The sequence below is a fragment of the Salarchaeum japonicum genome (assembly GCF_049705945.1).
Classification (GTDB): domain Archaea; phylum Halobacteriota; class Halobacteria; order Halobacteriales; family Halobacteriaceae; genus Salarchaeum; species Salarchaeum japonicum_A.
Window position 1 is genome coordinate 1,046,356 of record NZ_JBNAMV010000004.1, and the last position, 22,994, is coordinate 1,069,349.

Below are 22,994 nucleotides of genomic sequence, written 5' to 3' on the forward strand. Positions count from 1 at the left end.
GAGGAAAAAGAAGTTACTCCTCGTGGACCTGAATCGCGGGCCGGCCGGGGCGGGCCTTGCTCGCCACGTCGTCGGGCGCGTCCTCGGCTCGCTCGATGGACACGTCGGCGTCGAACTCGTCCTCGACGAGCCACGCGGCGCGTTCGAGGACCTCGTACTCCTCCTCGGGCGCGAGGACGTCGGGCAGGGCTTCCGCGGACTCCTGGAGGTCGCGGGCGTACGACGCCGCGGCGTCCCCGTGCTGCTGGAGGTCCTCGTCACCCATCACGGCACCCATGACGTTCCCGTCGGCGTCGCGCGCGAGGTCGAGCGCGGTGTGCATCCACTCGGGCGCGACGACGATTTCGACCGCCGCGGGGTCGTCGATGTCCGCGACATCGCAGATGTGGCGCACGTCCTCGCGGGTGTTCTCCACGAGCGCGCGTTCGAGGTCGTGGTCGGACACGTCGCGCTCGGGTTCCGGCCACGCGGCCTCCGCGACGAACCCGTCGTGGCCCAGCTCCGCCCACAGTTCCTCGGCGACGTGCGGCGCGACCGGTGCGAGCAGGCGGACGAGCGCGGACAGGCCGCGTTCGAGCGTGTCGCGGTCGGGGGTCGCGTCCGACTGGTAGCGCACCAGGAGGGAGGCGAGGCCGCGCGCCTCGCTCAGCGCGTTGTTGAACGTCAAGTCCTCGTACTCGTCGGTGGCGGTGGCGACCGCGGCGTCCACCTCGCGGGCGACGTACTCGTCCACATCGGGGTCGCTCTCTCCGGTCTCGGTCGGGCGTTCGGTGACGAGGCGGTAGACGGTGTCCAGGAACTCGCGCGCGGACTCCACGCCGGACGCGCTCCAGTCGAAGTCGCGCTCGGGCTGCGCGGCGCTCATCATGAACAGGCGCGCGGTGTCCGCGCCGTACTCCTCCACGATGCGCTCGGGCGAGACGACGTTCCCCTTGGACTTCGACATCTTCGAGCCGTCCAGGCGAACCATCCCCTGCGTGACGAGGTTCTCGAACGGTTCGGGTTCGTCCACGTACCCCATGTCTTCGAGCGCGCGAGTGACGAACCGCGAGTACAGCAGGTGCATCACGGCGTGTTCGATGCCGCCGACGTACTGGTCGACCGGCATCCAGGCGTTCGCGCGCTCGGGGTCGAAGGGCATGTCGGTGTTGTGCGGGTCGGTGTACCGCAGGAAGTACCACGAGGAGTCGACGAACGTGTCCATCGTGTCCGTCTCCCGGCGCGCGTCGCCGCCGCACTCGGGGCACGTCGTCTGCTTCCACTCGTCGGCGGCGTCGAGCGGGTTCCCGGTGGTGTTGACGAACTCGGGGAGTTCGACCGGCAGGTCGTCGTCGGGAACGAGCACGGGCCCGCAGTCGTCGCAGTAGACCACGGGAATCGGCGTCCCCCAGTAGCGCTGGCGGGAGATTCCCCAGTCGCGCAGCCGATAGTTCGTCTCGTGGCTGGCGCTCTCGATGTCCGCTTCCAGGGCTTCGCGCGCCGCCGCGCTCGACATGCCGTCGTAGCCGTCGCTGTTCACGAGCACGCCGTCCTCGCCGTACGCTGCCTCGGACACGTCCACGTCGTCGCCGTCCTCGGGCGCGACGACCTGCTTGATCGGGAGGTCTTTCTTCACCGCGAACTCGTGGTCGCGTTCGTCGTGCCCGGGGACGGCCATCAGCGCGCCCGTGCCCACGTCGGCGAGCACGAAGTCCGCGACGTACACCGGAATCTGCTCGCCGGTCGCGGGGTTCGTCGCCGTGAGGCCCGTGTCGACGCCGGTCTTCTCGTCGGTGTCCGCGTCCGGGTCGACGGCGTCGATGTAGTCGGCGACCGCGTCGTCGTCCTCGGCTATCGACTGGGCGACGGGATGCTCGGGTGCGAGCGCGAAGAACGTCGCGCCGTGAATGGTGTCCAAGCGGGTGGTGAACACCTCGACGGGGCCGTGGTCTTCCACGTCGAACTCGACGGTCGCGCCCTCCTGGCGGCCGATCCAGTTTCGCTGCATCTCCCGCACCGACGCCGGCCAACCGTCCAAGTCGTCGATGCCGTCCAGCAGTTCGTCCGCGTACTCGGTCGTCTTCAGGAACCACTGGTCGAGTTCGCGCGTCTCGACCGGCGTGTCACACCGCCAGCAGAGTTCGTCGTCGCCCTCCACCTGCTCGTCCGCGAGCACGGTCTCGCAGGACGGACACCAGTTCACGTCCGCAGCGCGACGCTCGACCAAGTCCTCCTCGTGGAACCGCCGGAACAACCACTGGTTCCACCGGTAGTAGTCGGGGTCGCACGTGGTGATTTCGCGCTCCCAGTCGTAGCCGAACCCGAGGTCGCGCATCCCCTCGCGCATCGTGTCGATGCAGTCCAGCGTCCAGTCGCGGGGGTTGGTGTCGCGTTCCTCCGCGGCGTTCTCCGCGGGCAACCCGAAGGAGTCCCAGCCGATCGGATGGAGGACGTCGTCGCCCTGCATCCGGCGGAACCGACTGTAGGCGTCCGTGATGGTGTAGTTGCGAACGTGGCCCATGTGGAGGTTGCCGGAGGTGTACGGGAACATCGCGAGGACGTACGTCGGGTCGACCTCGGCGTCCTCGACGTGGTAGACGTTCTCGTCGTCCCATCGGTCCTGCCACTTCGATTCGACGGCCGTGTGTTGGAAGTCGCGAGCCATAGGAAGTCCAGTTACTCCGAACACGGGGGCCCACGACCCTATACCTTTTCGAACGACAGTTCGCGGGAGAACAGCCTGTCAGACCGATACCGGGGGCTAGCGGACGCCGAGCAGGTCGAACTCGGTGCCGTTGTCCTTCTCGTTCGCGTGCTCGTAGACGACGTGCGCGGCGGCGACGTCCTGAATCGCGAGGCCGGTGGAGTCGAAGACTGTGACGCCGTCCGCTGCGGTGCGACCGTCGAGTTCGCCGGTGACTATCTGGCCGATTTCGCCATAGAGGTCGTCCTCGTCGAGGACGCCCTCGCTCCACGGGACGTTGATTTCGCCGGAGTGCGTGGTCTGCGCGAAGTCGTCGATGACGAGTTTCGCGTCGAGCAGCACGTCGTCCGCGAGTTCGTGTTTCCCCTCGGCATCCGCGCCCATCGCGTTCACGTGCGTGTGGTCGCCGACGTCGCCGGGGTGGACGATTGGGTCTTCGACGGGCGTGACGGTGGAGAGGACGTCGCAGTGCCCGGCCTCCGAGATGGTGCCCTCGCGCACGTCGAACTCGTCGCCGAAGTAGTCGATGAACCGCTCGATGCGGCCCTCGTTCAGGTCGCTGACGACGACTTCCTCGATGTCACGAACCTCGCTGATGGCCTCCAGCTGCGTGTAGGACTGGACGCCCGCGCCGACCAATCCGAAGCTGGACGCGTCCTTGACCGCGAGGTGGTCGGTGGCGACGGCGGCCGCTGCGCCCGTGCGCTTCATCGTGAGTTCCGTGCCGTCCATGATGGCGAGCGGGTAGGCGTTCTCGGGGTCCGAGTACACCATCGTTCCCATCACTGTCGGGAGGTCGAAGCGGTCGGGGTTGTCGGGGTGGACGTTCACCCACTTGATGCCGGCGGCGTCCCAGGTGCCGGCGTCGAGGTAGGCGGGCATCGACCGGAAATCGCCGTTGTACTGCGGGAGGTCGATGTAGGACTTGGCGGGCATCTGGGCGTCACCGGTCTCGTACGCGGCGAACGCGTCCTCGACCGCCGAGATGAGTTCCGCCATCGGCGTGTTCTCGTCCACGTCCTCCTTGTTCAGCAGGAGAGTAACCATATCCCGGACTTTCTCCGGGCAATACTTAGGGTGTTCGAAAACCGGAGTCGAGAACCGTGACAGTCCGGTGATTTCGGGCGTCGCGGCTACCCGGCGCGTCGCGCGAAGAAAAACCGTGGTGTGTCAGGCGAGCGGTACAGCGGTCGGCGTGGGTGCGTGGGTTATGGCCGCTCTTACATAGCGCCGCCCATGCCACCCATACCGCCCATGCCGCCCATGCCGCCGGCGCCACCGGGGCCGCCGGGGCCGTCGTCGCCGCCGGAGTCGGAGTCGATCTGGCCGCCGGCGAGGTCGCCCGCAGCGATGACGTCGTCGATGCGGAGGATCATCGTCGCGGCCTCGGTCGCGGATTCGAGAGCCTGCGTCTTGACGCGGAGGGGTTCGACGACGCCCTCGTCGTCCATGTCGATGACTTCGCCCGTGTAGGCGTCAAGACCGGCCGCGGTCGCGCCGCCGTCGTGCTGGCTGCGGAGGTCGACGAGCGAGTCGATGGAGTCGAGACCCGCGTTCTCGGCGAGGGTGCGCGGGATGACTTCGAGCGTGTCGGCGAACGCCTCGACGGCGAGCTGCTCGCGGCCGCCGACGGAGTCAGCGTAGTCGCGGAGGCGCATCGCGAGTTCGGTCTCGGGCGCGCCGCCGCCGGGGAGCACCTGCCCGTCTTCGAGCGTGACGCGGACGACGCCGAGCGAGTCGTCGATTGCGCGCTCGACTTCGTCGACGACGTGTTCGGTGCCGCCGCGGAGGATGAGCGTGACGGACTTCGCGTCAGCGACATCCTCGACGAAGATGCGTTCGTCGCCGCCGATGTCCTTCTGCGCGACGTTGCCGGCGTGCCCGAGGTCGGACTCCTCGATGTCCTTCACGTTCGAGACCGGGGTTGCGCCGGTCGCGCGGGCGAGGCGGCTGATGTCGTCGCTCGTGGTGCGGCGGACGGCGAGGATGCCGTGCTGTGCGAGGTAGTGCTGGGCCATGTCGTCGATACCGCCGTCGACGAACACGACGTTCGCGCCCACGTCGGCGAGCGCGTCCACCATCTCCTCGAGCTGCTGTTCTTCCTGGTCGAGGAACTCCTGGAGCTGGTCGGGGTCGGTGACGTTGACCTCGGTGTCGATTTCAGTCTCTTGGACTTCGAGCGCGTCCCCGAGGAGCGCGACGTTCGCGTCCTCGACGGCGAACGGCATGTTCTCGCTGACGCGTTCTTTGTCGACGATGACGCCCTCGACGAGTTCGGAGTTCTCGATTGCGCCGCCGGTGACCTTCTCGACCTTGATGTTGTCCGTGTCGACGACGCCGTCGTCGGCGACGGACTGGACGGCGCGAACGACGAGTTCGCTGAGCACGTCCTTCGCGTTCTCCGCGCCCTTGCCGGTCATGGCGGTCGACGCGATCTTTTCGAGGTATTCGGTGTCGTCGGAGTCGATGTCGATGGCGATGTCCTCGAGGATTTCACGTGCCTGCTGGGAGGCCTCTCGGTATCCCTGGGCGAGCGTGGTCGCGTGGATGTCCTGCTCGAGGAGTTCCTCGGCCTCCTTGAGGAGTTCGCCGCTGACGATGACCGCGGACGTGGTGCCGTCGCCGACCTCGTTCTCCTGGGTCTCGGCGACTTCCACGATCATGTTCGCGGCGGGGTGCTCGATGTCCATCTCCTTGAGGATCGTGACGCCGTCGTTCGTGACGACGACGTTCCCCGAGGAGTCGACGAGCATCTTGTCCATGCCTTTCGGGCCGAGCGTGGTGCGGACGGACTCCGCGACGGCCTTTCCGGCGGTGATGTTCATCGACTGTGCGTCCTTCCCCGACGTTCGCTGCGAGTCGTCGGAGAGTACGATAAGCGGCTGATTACCCATTTGCTGCGCCATAGCTACTCGAATGATTGATTGTCCTTCTACATAAAACCACCGACGGAAGTGCTAACGAAGCGCGTGAAACGCCACCACAGCGTGTTACACACTACCAAGGAAGAGCGTTTAAGTCCTATCCGTGGTACTCGTGGTACTCCATTCCCTGATGCTTGAGTTCCTCCGCGCGCTTTCGCTCCAGGAAGGAGTACACCGCTCCGTGGGGCGCGCCGTCCAGAATCATCTCCGCGGCCGACCGCGCGATTTCGACCTCGTTCGGCCCGCCGATGACGCCGAACGTCGACCCGTAGATGACGACGCTCGCGCCCGTGAGCTCCTCGATGAGCTGGCGCGTCCGGCCGTTCTCGCCGATGAGACGTCCCTTCTTGCGGCGGAGGTCGTTGTCGTTGCGCGCCGCGCGGCCGATGTCGATAGTGTCGAACAGCCGCATATCGTCGTCGAGCAGGGTGAGCGCGTCGTCCGGCCGGAATCCGCGACCGATGGCCCGTACGATGTCCGGGCCCTTCAGGCCGCGAACCGGGTCGCCCGTCTTCTCCACCGCGACCGCGCCGTTCTCGGAATCCACGTCGAGGTCGACCTCCGCCTCCCGCTCGATGCGGCGGAGCGTCTCGCCGCCCTCGCCGATGAGGACCCCGATGCGGTCCTGCGGAATCTTCACGTGCTGAGTCATATAGCGAATTCTAAGAGATGAAGCGGTTTAAGCGTTCAGTCCTCCGCTTCCGCGCGACAGGCCGACCGCCGACCGCGCGCGCTCGCGCTCGTCCGCAGTGAGTCGGTACGGCGCGAGTTCGTCGGCGAGCGACCCCAGATTCGCCTTCCGCGACTGGTGCTCACGGAGGAACGCCGCTATCTTCTCGGCCGCGAGTTCCTTCAGTTCGCCCGAAAGCAACTCGCCCGACCGGTAGGCGGCCTCAACGTCGCGGAGACGGTCGTCGTCGGATTCGAAGAACGCCTGCAGGTACTGGAACGGCACGTCCTCCTCGGGAATTCCGCCCTTCTCGCGGTGTTCGGCAACGGTCGCGCGACCGCCCGTGTACGCGTGCGAGGAGATTTTCTCCCGCACCGTCTCGGGGTCGTCGTCGAGGTGGATGGCGACGCCCTCGCTCGAACTCATCTTCCCCGGGCCGTCCAGACTGGGCAGGAACTTCCCGAGGAGCGCGCCCGGTTTCGAGACGTCGTACTTCGCTTTCGCGGCCACGTCACGCGAGACGCGAACGTGCGGGTCCTGATCCACCGCGATGGGTACCAGAGTGGCGTGCTCGCCGTGCACGAGCTGCGGGAGCAGGAGGTGTGCGGTCTGGACGGCAGGGTAGAACGCGAGGCCGACGTTCGGCGGGTCACCGTACGTCGCCGTCATCTGACTGTGCGTGATGTCGCCCGCGAACGCCGACGCGACCGGATACACCACGTCCGCGTCGTCCGTGTCCACGACGATACGGGTCTTCTCGGGGTCGAACCCCACCGCCAGCACATCCCGAAGATTGTCGCGGAGGTAGTTCCGGGTTTCCGGATACGTCTGATCCTTCGCGTAGTACTTCTCGTCGTCGGACAGCGGGACGTACACCGTCGCGTCGAACGCGTCCTGGAGGTGTTTCGCGAAGTAGAACGGGAGGACGTGCCCGAGGTGCATCGGCCCGCTCGGCCCGCGGCCCGTGACGACCGACCGACGGTCGGCGTCAAGGAACCGGTCGACGCTCCGGCCCGCGTAGAACACGTCGCGCCGCGCGAGCGGATGGCCCAATCGCGTCTGCTGGCGGTCGCTGAGGCGATCCGCGCCGAATTCGTCGAGGAGTCGTTCGTAGTCGATGTCGCCCGAAACGTGGTATGGTGTGACTGTCTGGGTCATGTGGCTGGCTGCGTGGCTCTCTGTGTGTGATGCGCGAGAAGAGCGAGGGAGCGCCGCCCGGCGAGCACGCGGTTACGCCGCGTACTCGGCGCGAGCGACACTGTCCGCTCCCGGGCCATGCCAGCGCCAGTCGGGAGCGGACTGCATACGCGAGCGTCAGCGCGACCGCCAGAAAAGCGTATCGCTCTACTCGCGGGTGACGAACGCGTAGAGGTCGTCCACGTCGGCGTCCGCGCCGGCGCGCGAGAAGAAGTTCACGACGTTCTTGCAGTCCCGTCGCAGGAACTCGTCTGCGTTCGGGTGGAAGGTCGTCACCGCCTGCCCCACGTCGATTACCGTCAGTTCGCCTTCGTGGACGACGATGTTGTACTCGGAGAGGTCGCCGTGCACGAGTTTCGCGTCGTACAACCGCCGCATGTACTCCCGCACGACCTCGTACGCCGTCTCCGGGTTCTCCAGCGTCACGTCGTGGAGCGTCGGCGCGGCCTCGTCCTCGCCGCCGATGTACTCCATCGCGAGCACGTTCCGCTGCACCGCAATCGGCTCTGGGACTTTCACGCCCGCTTCGGCGGCGCGCTGGAGGTTCGCGAACTCCTTGCGCGTCCACGCCAACACGACCGACTTCTTGTCCCCTCGGATTCCCTCGAAGCGCGGGTCGCCCTCCAGGTAGTCCCGCATATGGCGGAAGTCGGAGGCGTTCACGCGATACACTTTCAGCGCGACCGTCTCGCCCTCCGGTGCTTCCGCCGCGTACACGTTCGCCTCTTTGCCCGTCGAAATCGGGCCGCCGAGCGCCGCGACGTACCCGTCCTGCACGAGCTTGTAGATGGCCGCGTACGTCGCGTCGTCGAACGCGCCCGCCTCGACCTTGAACTGGTCGGCGTCCTTCACGCGCTTGCGGAACTCCGCGAACTCGCGGTCCCGCTGGCGCGCGATACGGTCGGCTTCGGTGTCGGTAACGTCGATCTGCTCGAACTCGTCCCCCGCCGCCCCCTCTGTCTCCTCTACGAAGTCGTCGTCTGCCACGCTAGTTCAGGTGGCCCTCCTCCCGCAGTTGTTCCGCGTCCGCCTTCTCGTAGCGCCACGTCACGTCCGCCTTCTCGTCCTGCCAGTCCCACGGCTCCACCAGCACAATGTCGCCCTCGCGAATCCAGATGCGCTTCTGCATCCGACCCGGGATGCGCGCGGTGCGCTCCGTCCCGTCCGCACAGCGGACGTTAACTCGGTTCGCGCCGAGCATGTTCGTCACCTCGGCGAACACTTCGTCCTCGTCGGGCATCCGCAAGTTCTTGCGGCTCCCCTCGTCGTCGCTCATACGCCCGCATAGTCGCGGCAGGCTTTTAAATCCCTACTTCTCTCGCACCGAAACCGGCTTCCCCGCCCCGAGAGACGCACACGTATGCTCGACAAACTCGGCGCGCAGGGCGTCCTCGGAGCCGTCCTCGTGCTCGCCGGCCTCGGTATCGTCGCCTACAACGCACCAATCGTCGCGGTCGGCCTGTTCGTCGTCCTGCTCGGCCTCACCATCCTCGTCCGCCGCGGCCTCCGCGCCGGCATGGAGATGATGGGAATGGCCTAAACGCCCAAGACCCATACTCACGAAACCCACCCGTGAACCACGCGTACGCCACCGCCGTCGTCGTGCTCGGCGCGCTCGCGCTCGTCGCAGCCGCGACGTTCCGCGGCTGGTGGCGCCACGAACACCCCCGCCCCATCGGCACCCTCGACATCGCCGCGCTCGCCATCGCCGGCGTCGGCGCGACACTCGCCGCGCTCGCCGTCGTCCTCCACGTCCACGTCATCGCACACCCCTATCCGGCCGCCGTCGGTGCGGCCGCCCTCACCGTCTCCGCGCTCGTTCTCGCCGCCCGCGCCCGATAGTTCACATACCAGACCGACACAGCCACCGCTATCACCCAGTAGGCCACCGCACGGAACCAAGAATCGGAACGCGGCAGTCACTCCCGTGCGGCCCCGGCGACTGCCCGAACGCCCCAGCGCCCCACTCAGGACCGGAGCTCCCGCAGCCGCGCTCGACCGGGAGCGATGAGTTTGTCGAGGTAGTCCGCGAGCGCGCCCTTCGCGTCCGCCGGGTGGAGTTCGCCGGATTCGAGGTCTTCCGCGAGCGCCTCGTACTCGGCGTACGTCAGGTCGCCGCCGTACTCGTCGGGCCGCTCCACGACAACCTCGTCGAACCGCGGGAACACGTGGTACTCGAAGATCTGGAGCACGGGGTTCTCGAGGTCGCCCTCGGGGTCGCGGGTCGGCGGGCAGAACGCGCTGTTGACCTTCTCCGCGATGTCCTCCGTCGAGTCCTCCATGCTGATGTTGACGCCGGAGGACGAACTCATCTTCCCCTCGCCGGAGTCGAGGTCGGCGATGAGCGGCGTGTGTAGCGAGGTCGGCGCGTCGTACCCGGTCTTCGGAAGCACGTCCCGCGCGAGCATGTGGACCTTCCGCTGCTCCATCCCGCCGATCGCGAGGTCGACGTCGAGGTACTCGATGTCGAGCGCCTGCATCAACGGGTAAACGGCCTGCGAGACCTTCACGGAGTCTCCGCTCTTGATTTCGCTCATCGCGCGTTCCGCCCGCGAGAGCGTCGTCTCCAGTTCGAGCGCGTGCAGGTCGAGCACGTAGTCCTCGTCGAACTGGAACGAAGAGCCGTAGACGAACTCCGTGGAGTCCTCGTCCAGTCCGTACGCGAGGAACTGCTCGCGCATCCGCTCCGCGATTTGCTCGATTTCGTCGAACGACCCCTTGTCGTTCAGGTACGCGTGGACGTCCGCGAGCAACACCACCACGTCGAACCCGGCGTCCTGGAGGTCGATGAGTTTGTTCGCGCCGAGCAGGTGGCCGATGTGGAGGACGCCCGACGGCTCGTACCCGACGTACACCCGCTTCCCTTCGGGGTCGTCGGCGAGCGCTCGGACTTCCTCTTCGGTCACGACTTCCGCGGCGTTCCGCGTGACCAACTCGTACGTGTCCATACACGAGTCTCCCGACGAGCGGGAAAGAAACTCTCGGTTCCGCGCGACTACTCGCGGTCAGCGCGGTGTTCCGAGATGATTTGGTCGACCATCTCCTCGTTCTGTTCCTGTTCGCGTTCCTCGACGCGCTCCGCGTAGTCGGCTTCGACGGCTTCGACGGCGTCCTCGCTGGCGATTGCGAGTTCGTCGATTTCGCGGATTCGCACGTCGTCCGCGGGCCCGAACGCCACGTCTTCCTCGTAGAGCACGTCGCGGGCGGCGTCGGACGTACTACCGGAGAGCAGGACGACGCGGGGGTCGTGGTCGGCGAGCAGTTCCGCGGTCGTGCGGCCCGCGCCGGAGGCGTCACGGAAGTACACCACATCGCCGGCGGCGATGCCGTACTCCTTGACGGTGGTCTCGATGGCGTCCCGCGTGAACTGCTCGACCGGTTTCACGGCGACGAGGTTCCCCGAGTTCACGTCCGCGAAGTTCGAGTGGTCGAGCTTCCAGAGGTCCTTCAGGCGCGCGAGTTTCGACTCCAGTTCGTCGGCGCGCTCGCGTTCTGCTTCGAGTTCGTCTTCGAGCCGCGAGTTCTCCCATTCGAGTTTCGTGACCTCGCGGCGTTCCCGAGCGCGTTCTCGTTCCTCGCGGCGGGCGTCCGAAAGTTCGGACTCGTACTCCTCGATGGTGTCTTCTTTTTCGGCGAGTTCGGTTTCGAGTTCGTCGACGTGGTCGCTGAGCCGTTCGACCTGGCGTTCGAGGTCGCGGATGCGTTTCTCCTCGTCGGTGAGTTCGCGCACCTCGTGTTCGGTCTCCTCGGGTTCGGACTGCTCGGTCGCGGTGAGGTCGTCCACGACCGCGTCGACGTGTTCGTCGTTCCCGACGACGCGCGCGAGTACCTCCTCTCGTTCGACCTGCGGCGGAATCTGCTCGGTCACCCGTCGAATCTGTGTTTCGTGCGCGTCGTACGCGAACAGCGCGGCGGCCATCGCGTCCCGCTCGTGGTCGTTCTCGTAGCCCGCCTCGCGCGTCCGGTGCTGTTTCTCGTCCACCGGCAGGTCGGTGTCCGGCTCCCAGCCCGCGGCGTCGAACGTCCGCCGGAAGCTATCGACGGTTTCGGGCATCGGCGTCACGTCCGCGGCGACGAGGACGGGCCGGCCGTGTTCGATAATCCACTCCACCACGTCGGCGGTGTCCGCGGTGCGGGTGCTGAGCACGTCGAGCACGCGGCCGTCGAAGTCCACGAGCGCGACCGCCGTGGTGGTTCCGGGGTCGATACCGACGAGGACGTGGTCGCGGCGACGCGCGAGCGGCACGAACTCGATGCCGTCCCGTCGCACGGGTTCGATTTCCACGCGGGTGTCCCCGGACCGACGGCTCGACACCGGGATGTCCTCCATCCGCGCGTGCACGGTGAACACGGCGTTCGAGAAGCCGCCGTACTTCTCGGTCTCGTCCATCTCGTAGTCCAATCCGGCATCGTCGAGCGTCGACGCGATGTCGCGGGCGTCGCCCTTCACGTTCCCGTGGATGCGGCGTGTGTACCTATCGGAACTCCACCCGCCCTTTCCGGTGGAGCGCCCGCGCGAGACCTTGATTTCGGTCTCGTTCGTGAACGCTGAGACCTCGTAGCCGACGTTCCGCGCGGCGAGGCGGGCGGCCGCCTCCGCCTCCTCCATCGCCGGTTTCCCGTACGGGACGCCGTGGCGCTTCGCCACCCGGGAGAGCGGTTCCGGGCGCTCGTCACCCGTCACCTGAACGAGTTTCGTCTCCGCGGGGAGGGCGCGGAGGAGGTGGACGAGTTGGTCCTTGTCCGCCGCGAGTTCGTACATGTTGTCCGTCGCGAGGAGGTCGGGTTCCTCGTCGTCGACGAGTCGGAGGAGTTTGCGGCGGCTCACCACGTCGCGTTCGATGGTGTCGCCGTCGTACACGACGAGCGCGTACGAGGGTGCGTCACCGCGGACGTCGCCGCTCTGCACGTCGACGCCGAACACCAGCGCGTCCAGCGCGCGGGTACGGGTACTCACGGCGGAAAATAGGCGATTGGGAAATATAAGCGCACGGCCGCCCTACCGGGGGTAGGGAACGTCGAGTTCGAGGCCGTCGTGCGCGACGACGGACTTCCCGGGGAACGTGCTCTCAGCCTGCTGTTTGAGGGTGCTCACGTCGCCCGCGTATCGGCTGGAGATGTGGGTGAGCGCGAGGCGTTGTACGCCGGCGTCGCGGGCGATTCGGGCGGCCTCGCTCGCGGTGGAATGGCCCGTTTCGACGGCGCGCTCGGCGGCGTCGTCCGCGAACGTCGCGTCGTGAATCAGGAGGTCCGCGTCCCGTGCAGCCTCGACGGTCGACTCGACTGGGCGCGTGTCGCCCGTGTAGACGACGGTTCGGCCGGGACGGGGCTCTCCGACCACTTGCTCAGGTCGAACGAGCGTGCCGTCGTCGAGTTCGACCGGATTGCCGTCGTGGAGTTCGCTGAACTTCGGGCCGACGGGCACGCCGAGTTCCTCCGCTTTCTCGCGGTCGAACCGGCCCTTCCGGTCGTGCTCGCGGAGCGCGTACCCGACCGAGGTCGTGCGGTGCTCCGTCTCGAACGCCCGCACCTCGTACTCGTCCCGGTCGAGCACGACCTCGCCCGGCGTGACTTCGCTCACGCGCACCGAGAACCCCGTCGGGGAGCCGATGGCGCGCACGAGCTGGTCGAGCTTCGACTTCGTGCCGCGGGGCGTGTGAATCGTCACCGGCTCCGAGCGGTCGTTGAAGTCCCAGGTCTGCACGAGCCCCGGGAGGCCGAGCACGTGGTCGCCGTGCACGTGCGAGACGAACACGTCGGAGACGTCGAAGCCCGTGCCGTACTGCATCATCTGGCGCTGCGTTCCCTCCCCGGCGTCGAAGAGGAACGCGTCACCCTCGCGCTTCACGAAGACGGAACTCGGGTTCCGCGTCGTCGTGGGGACCGCGCCGCTGGTCCCGAGGAAGGTAACGTGGAGAGTCATAGCCGTGAGTGGGCGTGGCGGCCGGAAAGCGGCTTCGACTCGTCGTTCAAACCGTCCGAAACCGTTCAAACGGGTGAACGGCCGTCCGGCTTAATCCACATCGCGCCCCATCAGTCGAACGCATGAACCGAACACTGGCCACGCTCGTCGTCGCGGCAACCGTCGTTCTCGCCGGGTGCGCCGGCGCTGGCGGCCCCACCACGACGGCGACCACAACCGACGGCACGGACGGCACGACGACCGACGGCGCGGCGCAGGTCGCGTTCTACGTGAGCGACCGCCCGGGCGCTATCGGTGACTTCGAACACCTGAACGTCACCATCACGCGCGTCGGCTTCCACCAGGTCGGAAGCGCGAACGCCACGACCGACGCATCGACGACCGCGACGAACGAGTCGTCGACGACCGCAACGACCGTGAACGACACGACGACCGCGACGAACACCACGACCACCACCGCGACTACCACAACCACCGCGGCGGAGACGACGGACGAGTCCGTGTCCGGCGGCGGCGAGTGGGTTGAGCGCGACGTGAACGACACGACGGTCGACCTGACGCGGCTGCAGGGCGAGAACGCGAGCCTGCTCGGGAACGTCTCGGTTCCCGCCGGCACGTACGACAAGGTGTTCGCGTACGTGAGCGGCGTGAACGGCACGCTCACGACCGGAGAGTCCGTGAACGTGAAACTGCCGTCGCAGAAGCTCCACGTGAACTCGGAGTTCACGCTGAACGTGAGCGGTTCCGCGCACTTCGTCTACGACATCAACGTCGTGAAGGCGGGCAACAGCGGGAAGTACATCATCAAGCCCGTGGTGAGCGAGACCGGCCTGAACAAGCCCGTGAACCCCGTTCGGATGCACGAGGACTGCATGTGCGGGAGTAGCGGGAGTCTGAACGTCTCGTTCGCGGGGAACGTCTCCGCGGGCGAGAACGTCACCGTGCGCGTCACCGAGAACGGGAGCGCGGCCGCGAACGCGACCGTCACCGTGAACGGCGACCGCGGCGGCGCGACGGACACGAACGGCACCATCGCTGTCACCGTCCCGGACGCACACCACGTCCGCGTGCTCGCGGAGACGGACGACCACGAGGGGACGCTCTCGGTCCGTCTGAGCGACCGCGGCGGCGGTGAGCGCGGCGGGGACGGCGGCGGCGGAAGCGAACGCGGAAGCGAGCAGTAGGCGTAACCGACCGATTCTTACCCGCGCCGCGACTTCTTCTCGTATGGACGACCCGCTCTGGATAGAGACGCACGCGCCCTCCTTGGACGACATCCCGCAGGAGGACGTGCGCGAGCGACTCCAGGACGCCGTGGACGAACCCGTGAACCTCGTGCTCCACGGACCCGTCGGCTCGGGGAAGACCGCGGCGGTGCGCGCGCTCGCCGACGCGGCGCACGAGAGCGAGAACGACCTGTTCGAGTTGAACGTGAAGGACTTCTTCGGGATGACGAAGAAGGAGATATCGAACGACCCGCGCTTCGAGCACTTCATCACGCCGAAGCGCAAGCGCGAGTCCTCGAAGGCCGACCTCATCAACTACGTGCTGAAGGAGTCCGCGAGCTATCCGCCGGTTTCGGGCGACTACACGACAGTCCTGCTCGACAACGCGGAATCCATCCGGGAGGACTTCCAGCAGGCGCTGCGTCGCGTGATGGAGCAGCACCACGAGGCGACCCAGTTCGTCATCGCGACCCGACAGCCGACGAAGCTCATTCCGCCGATTCGCTCGCGCTGCTTCCCCGTCTCGGTGCGCGCGCCGACCGCGGACGAGACCGTCGACGTGCTCCGCGACATCGTCGAAGCGGAGGGCGTGCCGTACGAGGGCGACGGCCTGGAGTACGTCGCGGGGTACGCCGCCGGCAACCTTCGGAAGGCCGTCACCGCCGCGCAGGCGACCCACGAGGCGGAGGGCGAGGTGACGATGGACGCCGCCTACGAGACGCTGCAGGACGTGGGATTGGACGACGAAATCTCGGGGATGCTGGACGACGCCGAATCCGGCGACTTCACGGACGCGCGCTCCACCCTCGACGACCTCCTCGTCGACGAAGGCCTCAACGGCACCGAAGTCCTCGACGAAATCCTCCGCGTCGGGCGGTCGCGGTACGCGGGCGACGCCCTCGCCGAACTCCACGAACTCGCGGGCGACGTGGACGTGATGCTCGCGGAAGGAAACAGTGACCGCGTCCAATTGAGCCGAATGCTCGCAGAACTCGGCCGGTAGCGTCCGACGAAGGTTTTTATCGGATAGATGAGTGGTTCGCGTACGTGGCCCTCCCTGACACCTTCGAGCGCGCCGGTATCGTGCTCGGAACGCTGCTGCTCGGTATCATCGCGACCAGCCCGCTCGCCAGTGTGACGACAAACTTCGGGACAGGCGTGGTTTTCACGGGAACGCTCGTGGTCGCCGGTGGCGTCGGCTGGCTCGTCGCCACCGACCGAATCCGGCTCTCGTACACGCGGACGTGGCGGTTCGCCATCGTGACGATGCTCGCGTCGCTCGCGCTGTACGAACTCGCCAACCTGGACATGCGCGAGCCGCAGCCGGTCGAAGGCGTCGCGCTCTGGCTCGTCGCCGCCGCACTCGGCGCGCTCGCCGCGGGCTACGACCGCGTGCTGGCGCGCCTGCGGTAGGTGACGAACGCGAACTCCTCGCGGTCGTCGCGCTCGACTTCCGTCCAGTTCTCGTGCGACCAGTCCGGAAAGTGCGTGTCGCCCTCGTACTCCTCACTGAGTTCGGTGAGAACGAGTTCGTCGGCGTCCGGGAGGAACTGGCGGTAGACGGTTTCGCCGCCGACGACGTAGGCTTCGTCGTCGCGGGCGCGCGCGGCGGACACGGCTTCGTCGACGCTTCCGACGCCGACGACGCCGTCCGGGAGGCTGTCTGGAGTGCTCGTGAGGACGATGTTCGTGCGGTCGGGGAGCGGGCCGCCGAGGCGGTCGCGGATGCTCTCGAACGTCCGCCGGCCCATGATGACGGGGTGGCCGGTCGTGGTCTGTTTGAAGTGCTGGAGGTCTTCCGGGTAGTGCCAGGGCATCCCGCCCTCGCGGCCGATGACGCCGTTCGCGGCGACGGCGGCGACGATGCTGAGTTTCATTCCGCCACGCCGAAGTCCAGACCGGGGTGCGAGTCGTAGCCCGTGAGCGTGATGTCATCGAATTCGAGGGCGTCGAGCAGCGCGTCCGCGACCTCGATAGTCGGTTTCTCCTTGGGGTCGCGCGAGAGCTGTTCGAGGAGGCCGGGGACGTGGTCGTACGGCTTCCCGCGCGGGTCACTGCTCCCTTCGGGCGCTGTGGATTCGACCCACGATTTCACGTCGAGCGGGTCGCCGTCGGCGAGCCGGGACTGGAGTTCGTCGAGGTTGTCGCCGTACCACGCGCCGCGCGCGCCCTCGCCGCAGTAGACGTGGGCGTCCACGACGGTGTGCGCGAACGTCCCGGGTTCGAAGCCCGCGCGCTGCGCGACGGCGGTGAGGAGGAGCGCGTACGCCGCGAGGTTGAACGGCACGCCGAGCGCGATGTCGCCCGAGCGCTGCGTCAGGTGGAGGTTCAGGCGGTCGCCCTGGACGTTGAACACGAACGTGTAGTGGCAGGGCGGGAGCGTCGACACCGCGGCGTTCGCGGGATGCCACGCGTTCACGACGATACGCCGCGAGTTCGGGTTCTCCTCCAGTTGGTCGAGGACGTACTGTATCTGGTCGAACGTCCCCTCATCGTTCACCCAGTCGTTCTCCTCGCCGGCCCACGTCTCGCCCGGCAAGCCCTCGTCCGGAATCGGATACCGCCGCCAAAACCGGCCGTAGGCGGTGTCGAGGTGGCCGTCCTCGTCCGCCCACTCGTCCCAGATACCGGTCTTCTCGCGGAGGTCGCGGACGTGCTCCTCCCCGGAGAGGTACCAGAGGAGTTCGTGCAGCATCGACTTCCACCGGAAGCCGTCCATCTTCTTCGTCGTCAGGAGGGGGTAGCCGTCCGCGAGGTCCGTCTCGTAGTGCCGGCTGAACGCCGAAATCGTGTCGACGCCCGTCCGATTCGGCTTGTAGTTGCCCTCGCGGAGGGTGTCAGATACGAGCCCGAGGTACTGCTCCATACGCGTGGAGCACACGCCTAGGACGTATAGGAGTATCCTCTCGGCCGGCGCGCGCCCGACGAGCGACACGGGCCGCGTCGAACCACGCGAGTTCTGCGTGCGCGGTCAGTCGCCTGTGGCGGGGTCGAGGACGAGAACGTGGCGGTCGAGCGAGCGGTGGACGCGCCGCACGAACCGCGATTCGACGGTCCAGCCCGCTTCTGTGGCCTCGTCGCACCAGTCGCGGTCCGCGACGAGCACGCAGCGGCCGGTGGTGACGCGTTCGACTTCGGCGAGCGCGCCGCCGACGAGGTCGCGGAGGCTATGCGTCTCTATCTTGGACTGCCGGCCATAGGGCGCGTCGAACACCGCCGCGTCGACCGCGTCGTCCCGGAGGGGAAGGTGGGTGGCGTCTCCCTGCCAGACGGCGAACTCCGGGGCGTAGGCGGCGAGGTTCTCACGCGCGCCGCGAACCATCTTCGCCTGCGCGTCGTTCCCCAGCGGGGTCGCGCCGACCAACCCGGCCTCGATGAGCACGCCGCCCGTCCCGCACATCGGGTCGAGAAGCCGACTCCCTGGACTCGCGCCGGCGAGGTTGACGAGGGCGCGAGCGAGCATCGGATCCATCGACCCCGGCTGGAAGAACGGGCGCTTCGTGGGTTTGCGGGCGTCGTAGTCGCGGTCGGTCGCGACCGACAGCCAGCCGAGCGCGCACGTGTCGTTGCTGAACACCGCGCGCAACACGAAGTCCGGGTCGTCGAGGTCCACCGCGAACCCGCGGTCGGTGAGCACGCCGCCGAGTTCGCGCTCCGCGCGCTGGGTGTCGACGCCCGCGCTCCCGCGAACATCTGTCGCGCGCACCGCGACCGTCCCCTCGATTCCGACGTTCGCGGCGTCCAGAAGTGTGGCGGCGCGCTCGACGCTGGCGTCGGTGCGGCCGACGAGCCGGCTCGCGTACCGCGTGAACGCGAGGTCTCGCGCCCGCTCGAGGTCGAGCGAGGGCGCGACGGCGAGACCGGGCGCGATTCGGTCGACGTCCGGTGCGGCGGCCGCGCGCGCCTCCGCGACCGCGAAGTCGTCGTGCGAACCGACGAGTTCGAGGAGGTACACACCGGTTCTTGACGGCGTCGACACAAGGCGTTTGTTAAACCCAGTGGGGGTCGGCCTCGCCGGACCGCCAAACTTTATAAAGGTTAAATACGATATTTAAGTCGTATATGACCGACCCCAAGGAAACCATCAACATTGAAAACGTGGTCGCCTCCACGGGAATCGGCCAGGAGCTCGACCTTCAGAGCGTCGCCATGGACCTCGAAGGCGCGGATTACGACCCCGAACAGTTCCCCGGCCTCGTCTACCGAACCCAGGAACCGAAGAGCGCCGCGCTCATCTTCCGCTCCGGCAAAATCGTCTGCACGGGCGCGAAGTCCACCGCGGACGTCCACGAAAGCCTCCGCATCGTCTTCGACAAACTCCGAGAACTCAACATCGAAGTCGAGGACGACCCCGAAATCGTCGTCCAGAACATCGTCACGAGCGCGGACCTCGGCCGCCAACTCAACCTCAACGCCATCGCCATCGGCCTCGGCCTCGAAAACATCGAGTACGAGCCCGAGCAGTTCCCCGGCCTCGTCTACCGGCTCGACGAACCGGAAGTCGTCGCGCTCCTCTTCGGCTCCGGCAAACTCGTCATCACCGGCGGGAAGAAGCCCGAGGACGCCGAACACGCCGTCGACAAGATCGTCAGCCGCCTCGAAGAACTCGGCCTGCTCGAGTAAATTTTTAGCGTCGGGGTCGCTCCGCGACCCACTCCGCTAAAAAGTAACATAAAAATCCTCGCGGCGGAGCCGCGAGCGAACTGCCTCTCTCAGGCTCTTCGAGCCGTTCGTTCGGCAGATGCGGGGTTACAGCGAGTGAAACCGGGCGCGCCGTTTTTGCGTAAGCGGGTCGAATACGAACGTATGGAGCCCTCCACTCGCGACCCGGTGTTTCGTGCGGGCGCGGCGCTGGTCGGCGTCGCCGTCGCGCTGTTCGCGCTGAGTTACGTGCTCGAACCCTCCATCGTGCTCGCGGCCGCGCTGGGCGCCGCGTGCGTCGCCGCGTTCGCGGGCGTGGTGCTGGGCGTGCTCGACGACCGGTTCGGCCTCGTCTGGCTCTCGCTCGGCGTCGCCGCTGTCGTGGTCTTTCTGAGTGTCGACGCGAGCGCGCTCCGCGAGACGACGGTCGCGTTCCTCGGTCTCGCGGTCGCTGCCGGACTGCTGTGGTTCGTGCCCGCGAAAGCCGCGGAACTCGGCGAACGTCTCGGTGAGTAGGCTTACTCGACCAACCGCTCGATTTCAGTCACCAAAACGTCGCTCGCGCCCTTCTCCTTCAGGTCCGTAATCGTCTGGAACACCTCGCGTTCGGGGACGACGGCGTGCACGGCGACCGTATTCGGTTCGTCGACGTCGAGGACGGTGGGACCGCCGAGGCCCGGGATGACGTCCTCGATGTCGTCGAGGCGGTCGGCGGGCGCGTTCAGCATGAGGTAGCGCTTGTCCTCGGCGGCGATGACGGAGTCGAGAGCGGTCTCGACCTGACTGGCTTTCTCGCTCTCGACGCCGGGGCGGGCGAACAGGCGGACGGAACTCGCGAGCACCTCGTCCACGATTTCGAGGCGGTTCACGCGGAGCGTCGTGCCCGTGGACGTGATGTCGATGATGGCGTCCGCCATCTCCACGTGCGGCGTGAGTTCGGTCGCGCCCGAGACTTCCACGATATCCGGGTCGACGGTCGTCTCCGCGAAGTACTCGCGGGCGATTCGGGGGAACTCGGTGGCGACCGTCTTCCCCGCGAGGTCCGCGACCGACGCCACGTCGTCCTCCTCGGGCGCGGCGAGGACGAGCCGGCACTCGCCGTAGCCGAGGTCGAGGCGGTCCTCAAGGTCGACGCCGGACTCCCGGACCTGGTCGAGGCCGGTGATGCCGAGGTCGGCGGCGCCGTCCGCGACGTACTCCGGGATGTCGGCGGCGCGCGCGAACAACACCGTGATGTCGGGGTCGACGGTGTCCGCGTAGAGCTGTCGGTCCGCGGTCGGCTCTATCGAGAGCCCCGCGCGGTCCAAGAGGTCGACGGTCGGGTCGTGTAGGCGGCCCTTGTTGGGGACGGCGATGCGCATACGGGGAGGGTCGGCGGCGAGCGGGAACTAGTTTTGCCTTCCCGCGATGCCGCCGGAGCCGGGGAGGCCGCCGCGCAGGCCGCCGGTTCCGCCGCGTCCACCGTCGCCGTCGTCGCCGAAGTCGATGCCGTCGAAGTACGCGGGCGTCTCGTCCTCGGTGGCGTAGACGTAGAGCGCGGTCTTCGCGACACCGTCGAGGGTCTGGCCGACGAGACCCCCGAGGAGGACGCCGACCACGAGCACGACGAGGGAAACCGGCGTTGCGGCGGGGAGGGTGACGAGGAGGACTGCGCCGGGGAGCGCGCCGACGAGGACCAACGCGACGGTGACGAGGCCGACGGCCCCCGCCGCGCCGAGGGACTCGCCCCACGTCTGTCGAACCGTCTCCTTGCTCCGGGAGAACATCTCGAAGACGCCGACGTCTTCGAAGACGATGACGGGGACGACGAAGAAGGTGAGGACGCCCCACGCGACGCTGAACACGGCCGCGACGAGCTTCGCGGGGAGGGAGTCGTTCGACTCGATGAGGCGGATGATGACGCCGACGACGGCGCTGATGGCCGCCCACGCGAGTAGCGGGCCGAGGTTTCGGCTGGCGGCGCGAAGGCCGTCCCGGAGGACGGGGTTCTCGCCGTCGAGCGCCTGTTTCACGCAGAACATCAACGCGGCGGTGAAGTACGACGCGATGAACGTGGACCCGAAGTAGAGCGCGAGGAGCGCGCCGAGGAGGAGGGGTTGGCTCGGGGACGGTTCGACGGAGAGCACGACCCCCCAGAGCGCGGCGAGGTACAGCAGGCCGGCGAGGCCGGCGACCGCGGGGAGGACGGTGAGGCGCGGGTGGTCGCGGAGGGCGCGGGCGCTCCGACGAGCGAACGCGAACCCTGTTTTCAGGCGACTGATGATGCCCATGTCCGGACGTTTGTCAGACTCCGGGTAAGTCTTCCGCCGATTTTCCAACAGATTAACGGCCGCTATCCGTGAATTCCGGGATATGAATACACTGCGAGTCGCGGGCGGGCGAGTGCTCCGACCGGATTTCTCGGTGGCGCGCGCGGACGTGCTGCTAGACCAGGACGCGGGCGAGATTCTGGACGTGGGTGACATGGACGCCGGCGACGAGACGCTGGACGCGGCGGGCTGTCTGGTGATGCCGGGGCTCGTGAACGCGCACACGCACGCCGCGATGACGCTCCTGCGAGGATACGCGGACGACAAGCCGCTCGAAAGCTGGTTGCAGGAGGACATCTGGCCGGCGGAGGCCGAGCTCACGGCCGAGGACGTGCGCGCCGGCACGGAACTCGCGCTCGTGGAGATGATTCGGGGCGGCGTGACGGCGTTCGCGGACATGTACTTCGAGGAACCCACGGTCGCGGACGCGGTGGCTGAGGCGGGCGTGCGGGCGCGCCTCGGCCACGGCGTCGTCACCGTCGGGAAGGACGACGACGCGGCGCGCGCGGACAACGAGGAGAGCCTCGCGTTCGCCCGGGAGTACGACGGGTACGCGGACGGCCGCGTGAAGACGGTGTACGCGCCGCACAGCCTGACGACGGTGGACGACGATCTCCTCGCGGAGTTCACCGCGGAGGCCCGCGAGGCGGGCGTACCGCTTCACTTCCACGCGAACGAGACCCAGGGTGAGGTCGACCCCATCGTCGACGCGGAGGGCGAACGCCCGCTCGCGCACGCCGACGGACTCGGACTGCTCACCGGCGACGACTTCCTCGCGCACGGCGTGCACGTGGACGACGAGGAAATCGACATCTTGGCGGAGCGCGGGACGGCGGTCGTGCACTGTCCGGCGTCGAACATGAAGCTCGCGTCGGGGATGGCGCCCGTCCAGCGCATGCGGGAGGCCGGCGTGACGGTCGCTCTCGGAACGGACGGCGCGGCGTCGAACAACGACCTCGACGTGTTCGACGAACTGCGGGACGCGGCGATGCTCGGGAAGCTCGCCGCGGACGATGCCGCCGCCGTGCCCGCCGAAGCGGCCGTGGAGATGGCGACCGCGGGCGGCGCGGACGCGCTCGGGTTCGACTCCGGGCGAATCGAGGCGGGCGCGAACGCCGACCTCGCCGTCGTGGACTTCGACGTCCCCCACTTGACGCCCGTACACGACCACGTCAGCCACCTCGCGTACGCCGTCCGCGGGAGCGACGTGCGCCACACCGTCTGCGACGGCCGCGTGCTCATGGAAGACCGAGACCTCGTGACGCTCGACGAAGGCGAGATTCGGGGGCGTGCCGCCGACCGCGCCGCCGACCTCGCTGAACGCGCCGACTAACCGAATACCGCTGTTTTCGCCCGCGGTAAACGGTCGTGAACGGAGTTCCGCGTTCTCGCGAACGGACTGAACGGGTCGAACGCTCATC

The 22,994-nt window shown here is 67.5% G+C and carries 23 protein-coding genes; 8 read left to right on the plus strand and 15 right to left on the minus strand.

All coding sequences use genetic code 11. The features are described 5' to 3' along the window. Positions 1-13: 13 nt before the first annotated feature. The 7 genes from leuS to eif1A all read right to left on the minus strand — a co-directional run bounded on the left by leuS (position 14) and on the right by eif1A (position 8,750). Positions 14-2,644 (minus strand): leucine--tRNA ligase, encoded by a 2,631-nt coding sequence (leuS, locus tag ACOZ4O_RS07330; protein WP_424524651.1) that lies wholly within the window; start codon positions 2,642-2,644, stop codon positions 14-16. 96 nt (positions 2,645-2,740) lie between these two features. Further along, positions 2,741-3,730, minus strand: a complete 990-nt coding sequence (locus tag ACOZ4O_RS07335) for an ornithine cyclodeaminase family protein (RefSeq protein ID WP_424524652.1) — start codon at positions 3,728-3,730, stop codon at positions 2,741-2,743. 173 nt (positions 3,731-3,903) lie between these two features. Continuing rightward, positions 3,904-5,577, minus strand: coding sequence for a thermosome subunit alpha (gene thsA, locus ACOZ4O_RS07340; RefSeq protein WP_424526156.1), 1,674 nt, complete (start codon positions 5,575-5,577; stop codon positions 3,904-3,906). Positions 5,578-5,704: 127 nt separating this feature from the next. Then, positions 5,705-6,259, minus strand: coding sequence for a KH domain-containing protein (locus ACOZ4O_RS07345; RefSeq protein ID WP_424524653.1), 555 nt, complete (start codon positions 6,257-6,259; stop codon positions 5,705-5,707). 27 nt (positions 6,260-6,286) lie between these two features. After that, complete coding sequence (locus ACOZ4O_RS07350) at positions 6,287-7,435, minus strand: tryptophan--tRNA ligase (RefSeq protein ID WP_424524654.1); 1,149 nt, start codon at positions 7,433-7,435, stop codon at positions 6,287-6,289. A gap of 186 nt (positions 7,436-7,621) precedes the next feature. Next, the gene (gene rio1 / locus ACOZ4O_RS07355; protein ID WP_424524655.1) at positions 7,622-8,461 is read right to left on the minus strand and encodes a serine/threonine-protein kinase Rio1; all 840 of its coding nucleotides are present in this window, start codon (positions 8,459-8,461) and stop codon (positions 7,622-7,624) included. Position 8,462: 1 nt separating this feature from the next. Then, positions 8,463-8,750: a translation initiation factor eIF-1A gene (gene eif1A, locus ACOZ4O_RS07360; protein ID WP_424524656.1), complete on the minus strand. Its 288-nt coding sequence runs from the start codon at positions 8,748-8,750 to the stop codon at positions 8,463-8,465. Between the two features lie 84 nt (positions 8,751-8,834). Here eif1A and ACOZ4O_RS07365 point away from each other — a divergent pair, with 84 nt between their 5' ends. After that, positions 8,835-9,014, plus strand: a complete 180-nt coding sequence (locus tag ACOZ4O_RS07365; protein WP_424524657.1) for a DUF7470 family protein — start codon at positions 8,835-8,837, stop codon at positions 9,012-9,014. A gap of 32 nt (positions 9,015-9,046) precedes the next feature. Next, complete coding sequence (locus ACOZ4O_RS07370; RefSeq protein ID WP_424524658.1) at positions 9,047-9,316, plus strand: hypothetical protein; 270 nt, start codon at positions 9,047-9,049, stop codon at positions 9,314-9,316. A 125-nt stretch (positions 9,317-9,441) separates the two neighbouring features. Here the strand turns inward: ACOZ4O_RS07370 and ACOZ4O_RS07375 are convergent, their stop codons facing one another. The 3 genes from ACOZ4O_RS07375 to rnz are packed head-to-tail and all read right to left on the minus strand — an operon-like array spanning position 9,442 to position 13,397. Beyond that, positions 9,442-10,422, minus strand: a complete 981-nt coding sequence (locus ACOZ4O_RS07375) for a tyrosine--tRNA ligase (protein WP_424524659.1) — start codon at positions 10,420-10,422, stop codon at positions 9,442-9,444. A 47-nt stretch (positions 10,423-10,469) separates the two neighbouring features. After that, positions 10,470-12,431 carry a DUF460 domain-containing protein gene (locus ACOZ4O_RS07380; protein ID WP_424524660.1) on the minus strand — a complete coding sequence of 654 codons (1,962 nt, stop codon included), beginning with the start codon at positions 12,429-12,431 and terminating at the stop codon, positions 10,470-10,472. A 42-nt stretch (positions 12,432-12,473) separates the two neighbouring features. Next, positions 12,474-13,397, minus strand: coding sequence for a ribonuclease Z (gene rnz / locus ACOZ4O_RS07385; protein WP_424524661.1), 924 nt, complete (start codon positions 13,395-13,397; stop codon positions 12,474-12,476). A gap of 122 nt (positions 13,398-13,519) precedes the next feature. On the opposite strand from rnz, the gene ACOZ4O_RS07390 reads away from it, so the two are divergent. From ACOZ4O_RS07390 to ACOZ4O_RS07400, 3 genes are read left to right on the plus strand one after another with little or no spacing between them, the layout of a single operon-like run. Further along, positions 13,520-14,581: a DUF4382 domain-containing protein gene (locus ACOZ4O_RS07390; protein WP_424524662.1), complete on the plus strand. Its 1,062-nt coding sequence runs from the start codon at positions 13,520-13,522 to the stop codon at positions 14,579-14,581. Between the two features lie 43 nt (positions 14,582-14,624). Next, entirely contained in the window at positions 14,625-15,626 is a 1,002-nt protein-coding gene (locus tag ACOZ4O_RS07395; protein WP_424524663.1) for an AAA family ATPase, read from the plus strand. A 44-nt stretch (positions 15,627-15,670) separates the two neighbouring features. Further along, positions 15,671-16,036 carry a hypothetical protein gene (locus ACOZ4O_RS07400; RefSeq protein WP_424524664.1) on the plus strand — a complete coding sequence of 122 codons (366 nt, stop codon included), beginning with the start codon at positions 15,671-15,673 and terminating at the stop codon, positions 16,034-16,036. On the opposite strand, the gene ACOZ4O_RS07405 is transcribed toward ACOZ4O_RS07400, so the two are convergent. The 3 genes from ACOZ4O_RS07405 to ACOZ4O_RS07415 form a co-directional block, all read right to left on the minus strand. Beyond that, positions 16,006-16,500 (minus strand): dihydrofolate reductase, encoded by a 495-nt coding sequence (locus tag ACOZ4O_RS07405; RefSeq protein ID WP_424524665.1) that lies wholly within the window; start codon positions 16,498-16,500, stop codon positions 16,006-16,008. The genes ACOZ4O_RS07400 and ACOZ4O_RS07405 overlap by 31 nt on opposite strands. Further along, positions 16,497-17,489 carry a thymidylate synthase gene (thyA, locus tag ACOZ4O_RS07410; RefSeq protein ID WP_424524666.1) on the minus strand — a complete coding sequence of 331 codons (993 nt, stop codon included), beginning with the start codon at positions 17,487-17,489 and terminating at the stop codon, positions 16,497-16,499. Before thyA ends, ACOZ4O_RS07405 begins: the two co-directional genes overlap by 4 nt. Positions 17,490-17,594: 105 nt before the next feature. Continuing rightward, complete coding sequence (locus ACOZ4O_RS07415; protein WP_424524667.1) at positions 17,595-18,578, minus strand: TIGR01177 family methyltransferase; 984 nt, start codon at positions 18,576-18,578, stop codon at positions 17,595-17,597. A 107-nt stretch (positions 18,579-18,685) separates the two neighbouring features. On the opposite strand from ACOZ4O_RS07415, the gene ACOZ4O_RS07420 reads away from it, so the two are divergent. Together ACOZ4O_RS07420 and ACOZ4O_RS07425 are read left to right on the plus strand one after the other, a co-directional pair. Then, complete coding sequence (locus ACOZ4O_RS07420; RefSeq protein ID WP_145844647.1) at positions 18,686-19,246, plus strand: TATA-box-binding protein; 561 nt, start codon at positions 18,686-18,688, stop codon at positions 19,244-19,246. Positions 19,247-19,429: 183 nt separating this feature from the next. Further along, entirely contained in the window at positions 19,430-19,780 is a 351-nt protein-coding gene (locus tag ACOZ4O_RS07425; protein ID WP_424524668.1) for a hypothetical protein, read from the plus strand. Between the two features lie 2 nt (positions 19,781-19,782). Here the strand turns inward: ACOZ4O_RS07425 and hisG are convergent, their stop codons facing one another. Both hisG and ACOZ4O_RS07435 read right to left on the minus strand, forming a co-directional pair. Then, positions 19,783-20,625 carry an ATP phosphoribosyltransferase gene (gene hisG / locus ACOZ4O_RS07430; protein ID WP_424524669.1) on the minus strand — a complete coding sequence of 281 codons (843 nt, stop codon included), beginning with the start codon at positions 20,623-20,625 and terminating at the stop codon, positions 19,783-19,785. 27 nt (positions 20,626-20,652) lie between these two features. Further along, positions 20,653-21,534, minus strand: coding sequence for a DUF6159 family protein (locus tag ACOZ4O_RS07435; RefSeq protein WP_424524670.1), 882 nt, complete (start codon positions 21,532-21,534; stop codon positions 20,653-20,655). 82 nt (positions 21,535-21,616) lie between these two features. On the opposite strand from ACOZ4O_RS07435, the gene ACOZ4O_RS07440 reads away from it, so the two are divergent. Further along, positions 21,617-22,906 (plus strand): amidohydrolase, encoded by a 1,290-nt coding sequence (locus ACOZ4O_RS07440; RefSeq protein WP_424524671.1) that lies wholly within the window; start codon positions 21,617-21,619, stop codon positions 22,904-22,906. The last annotated feature ends 88 nt before the right edge of the window (positions 22,907-22,994 follow it).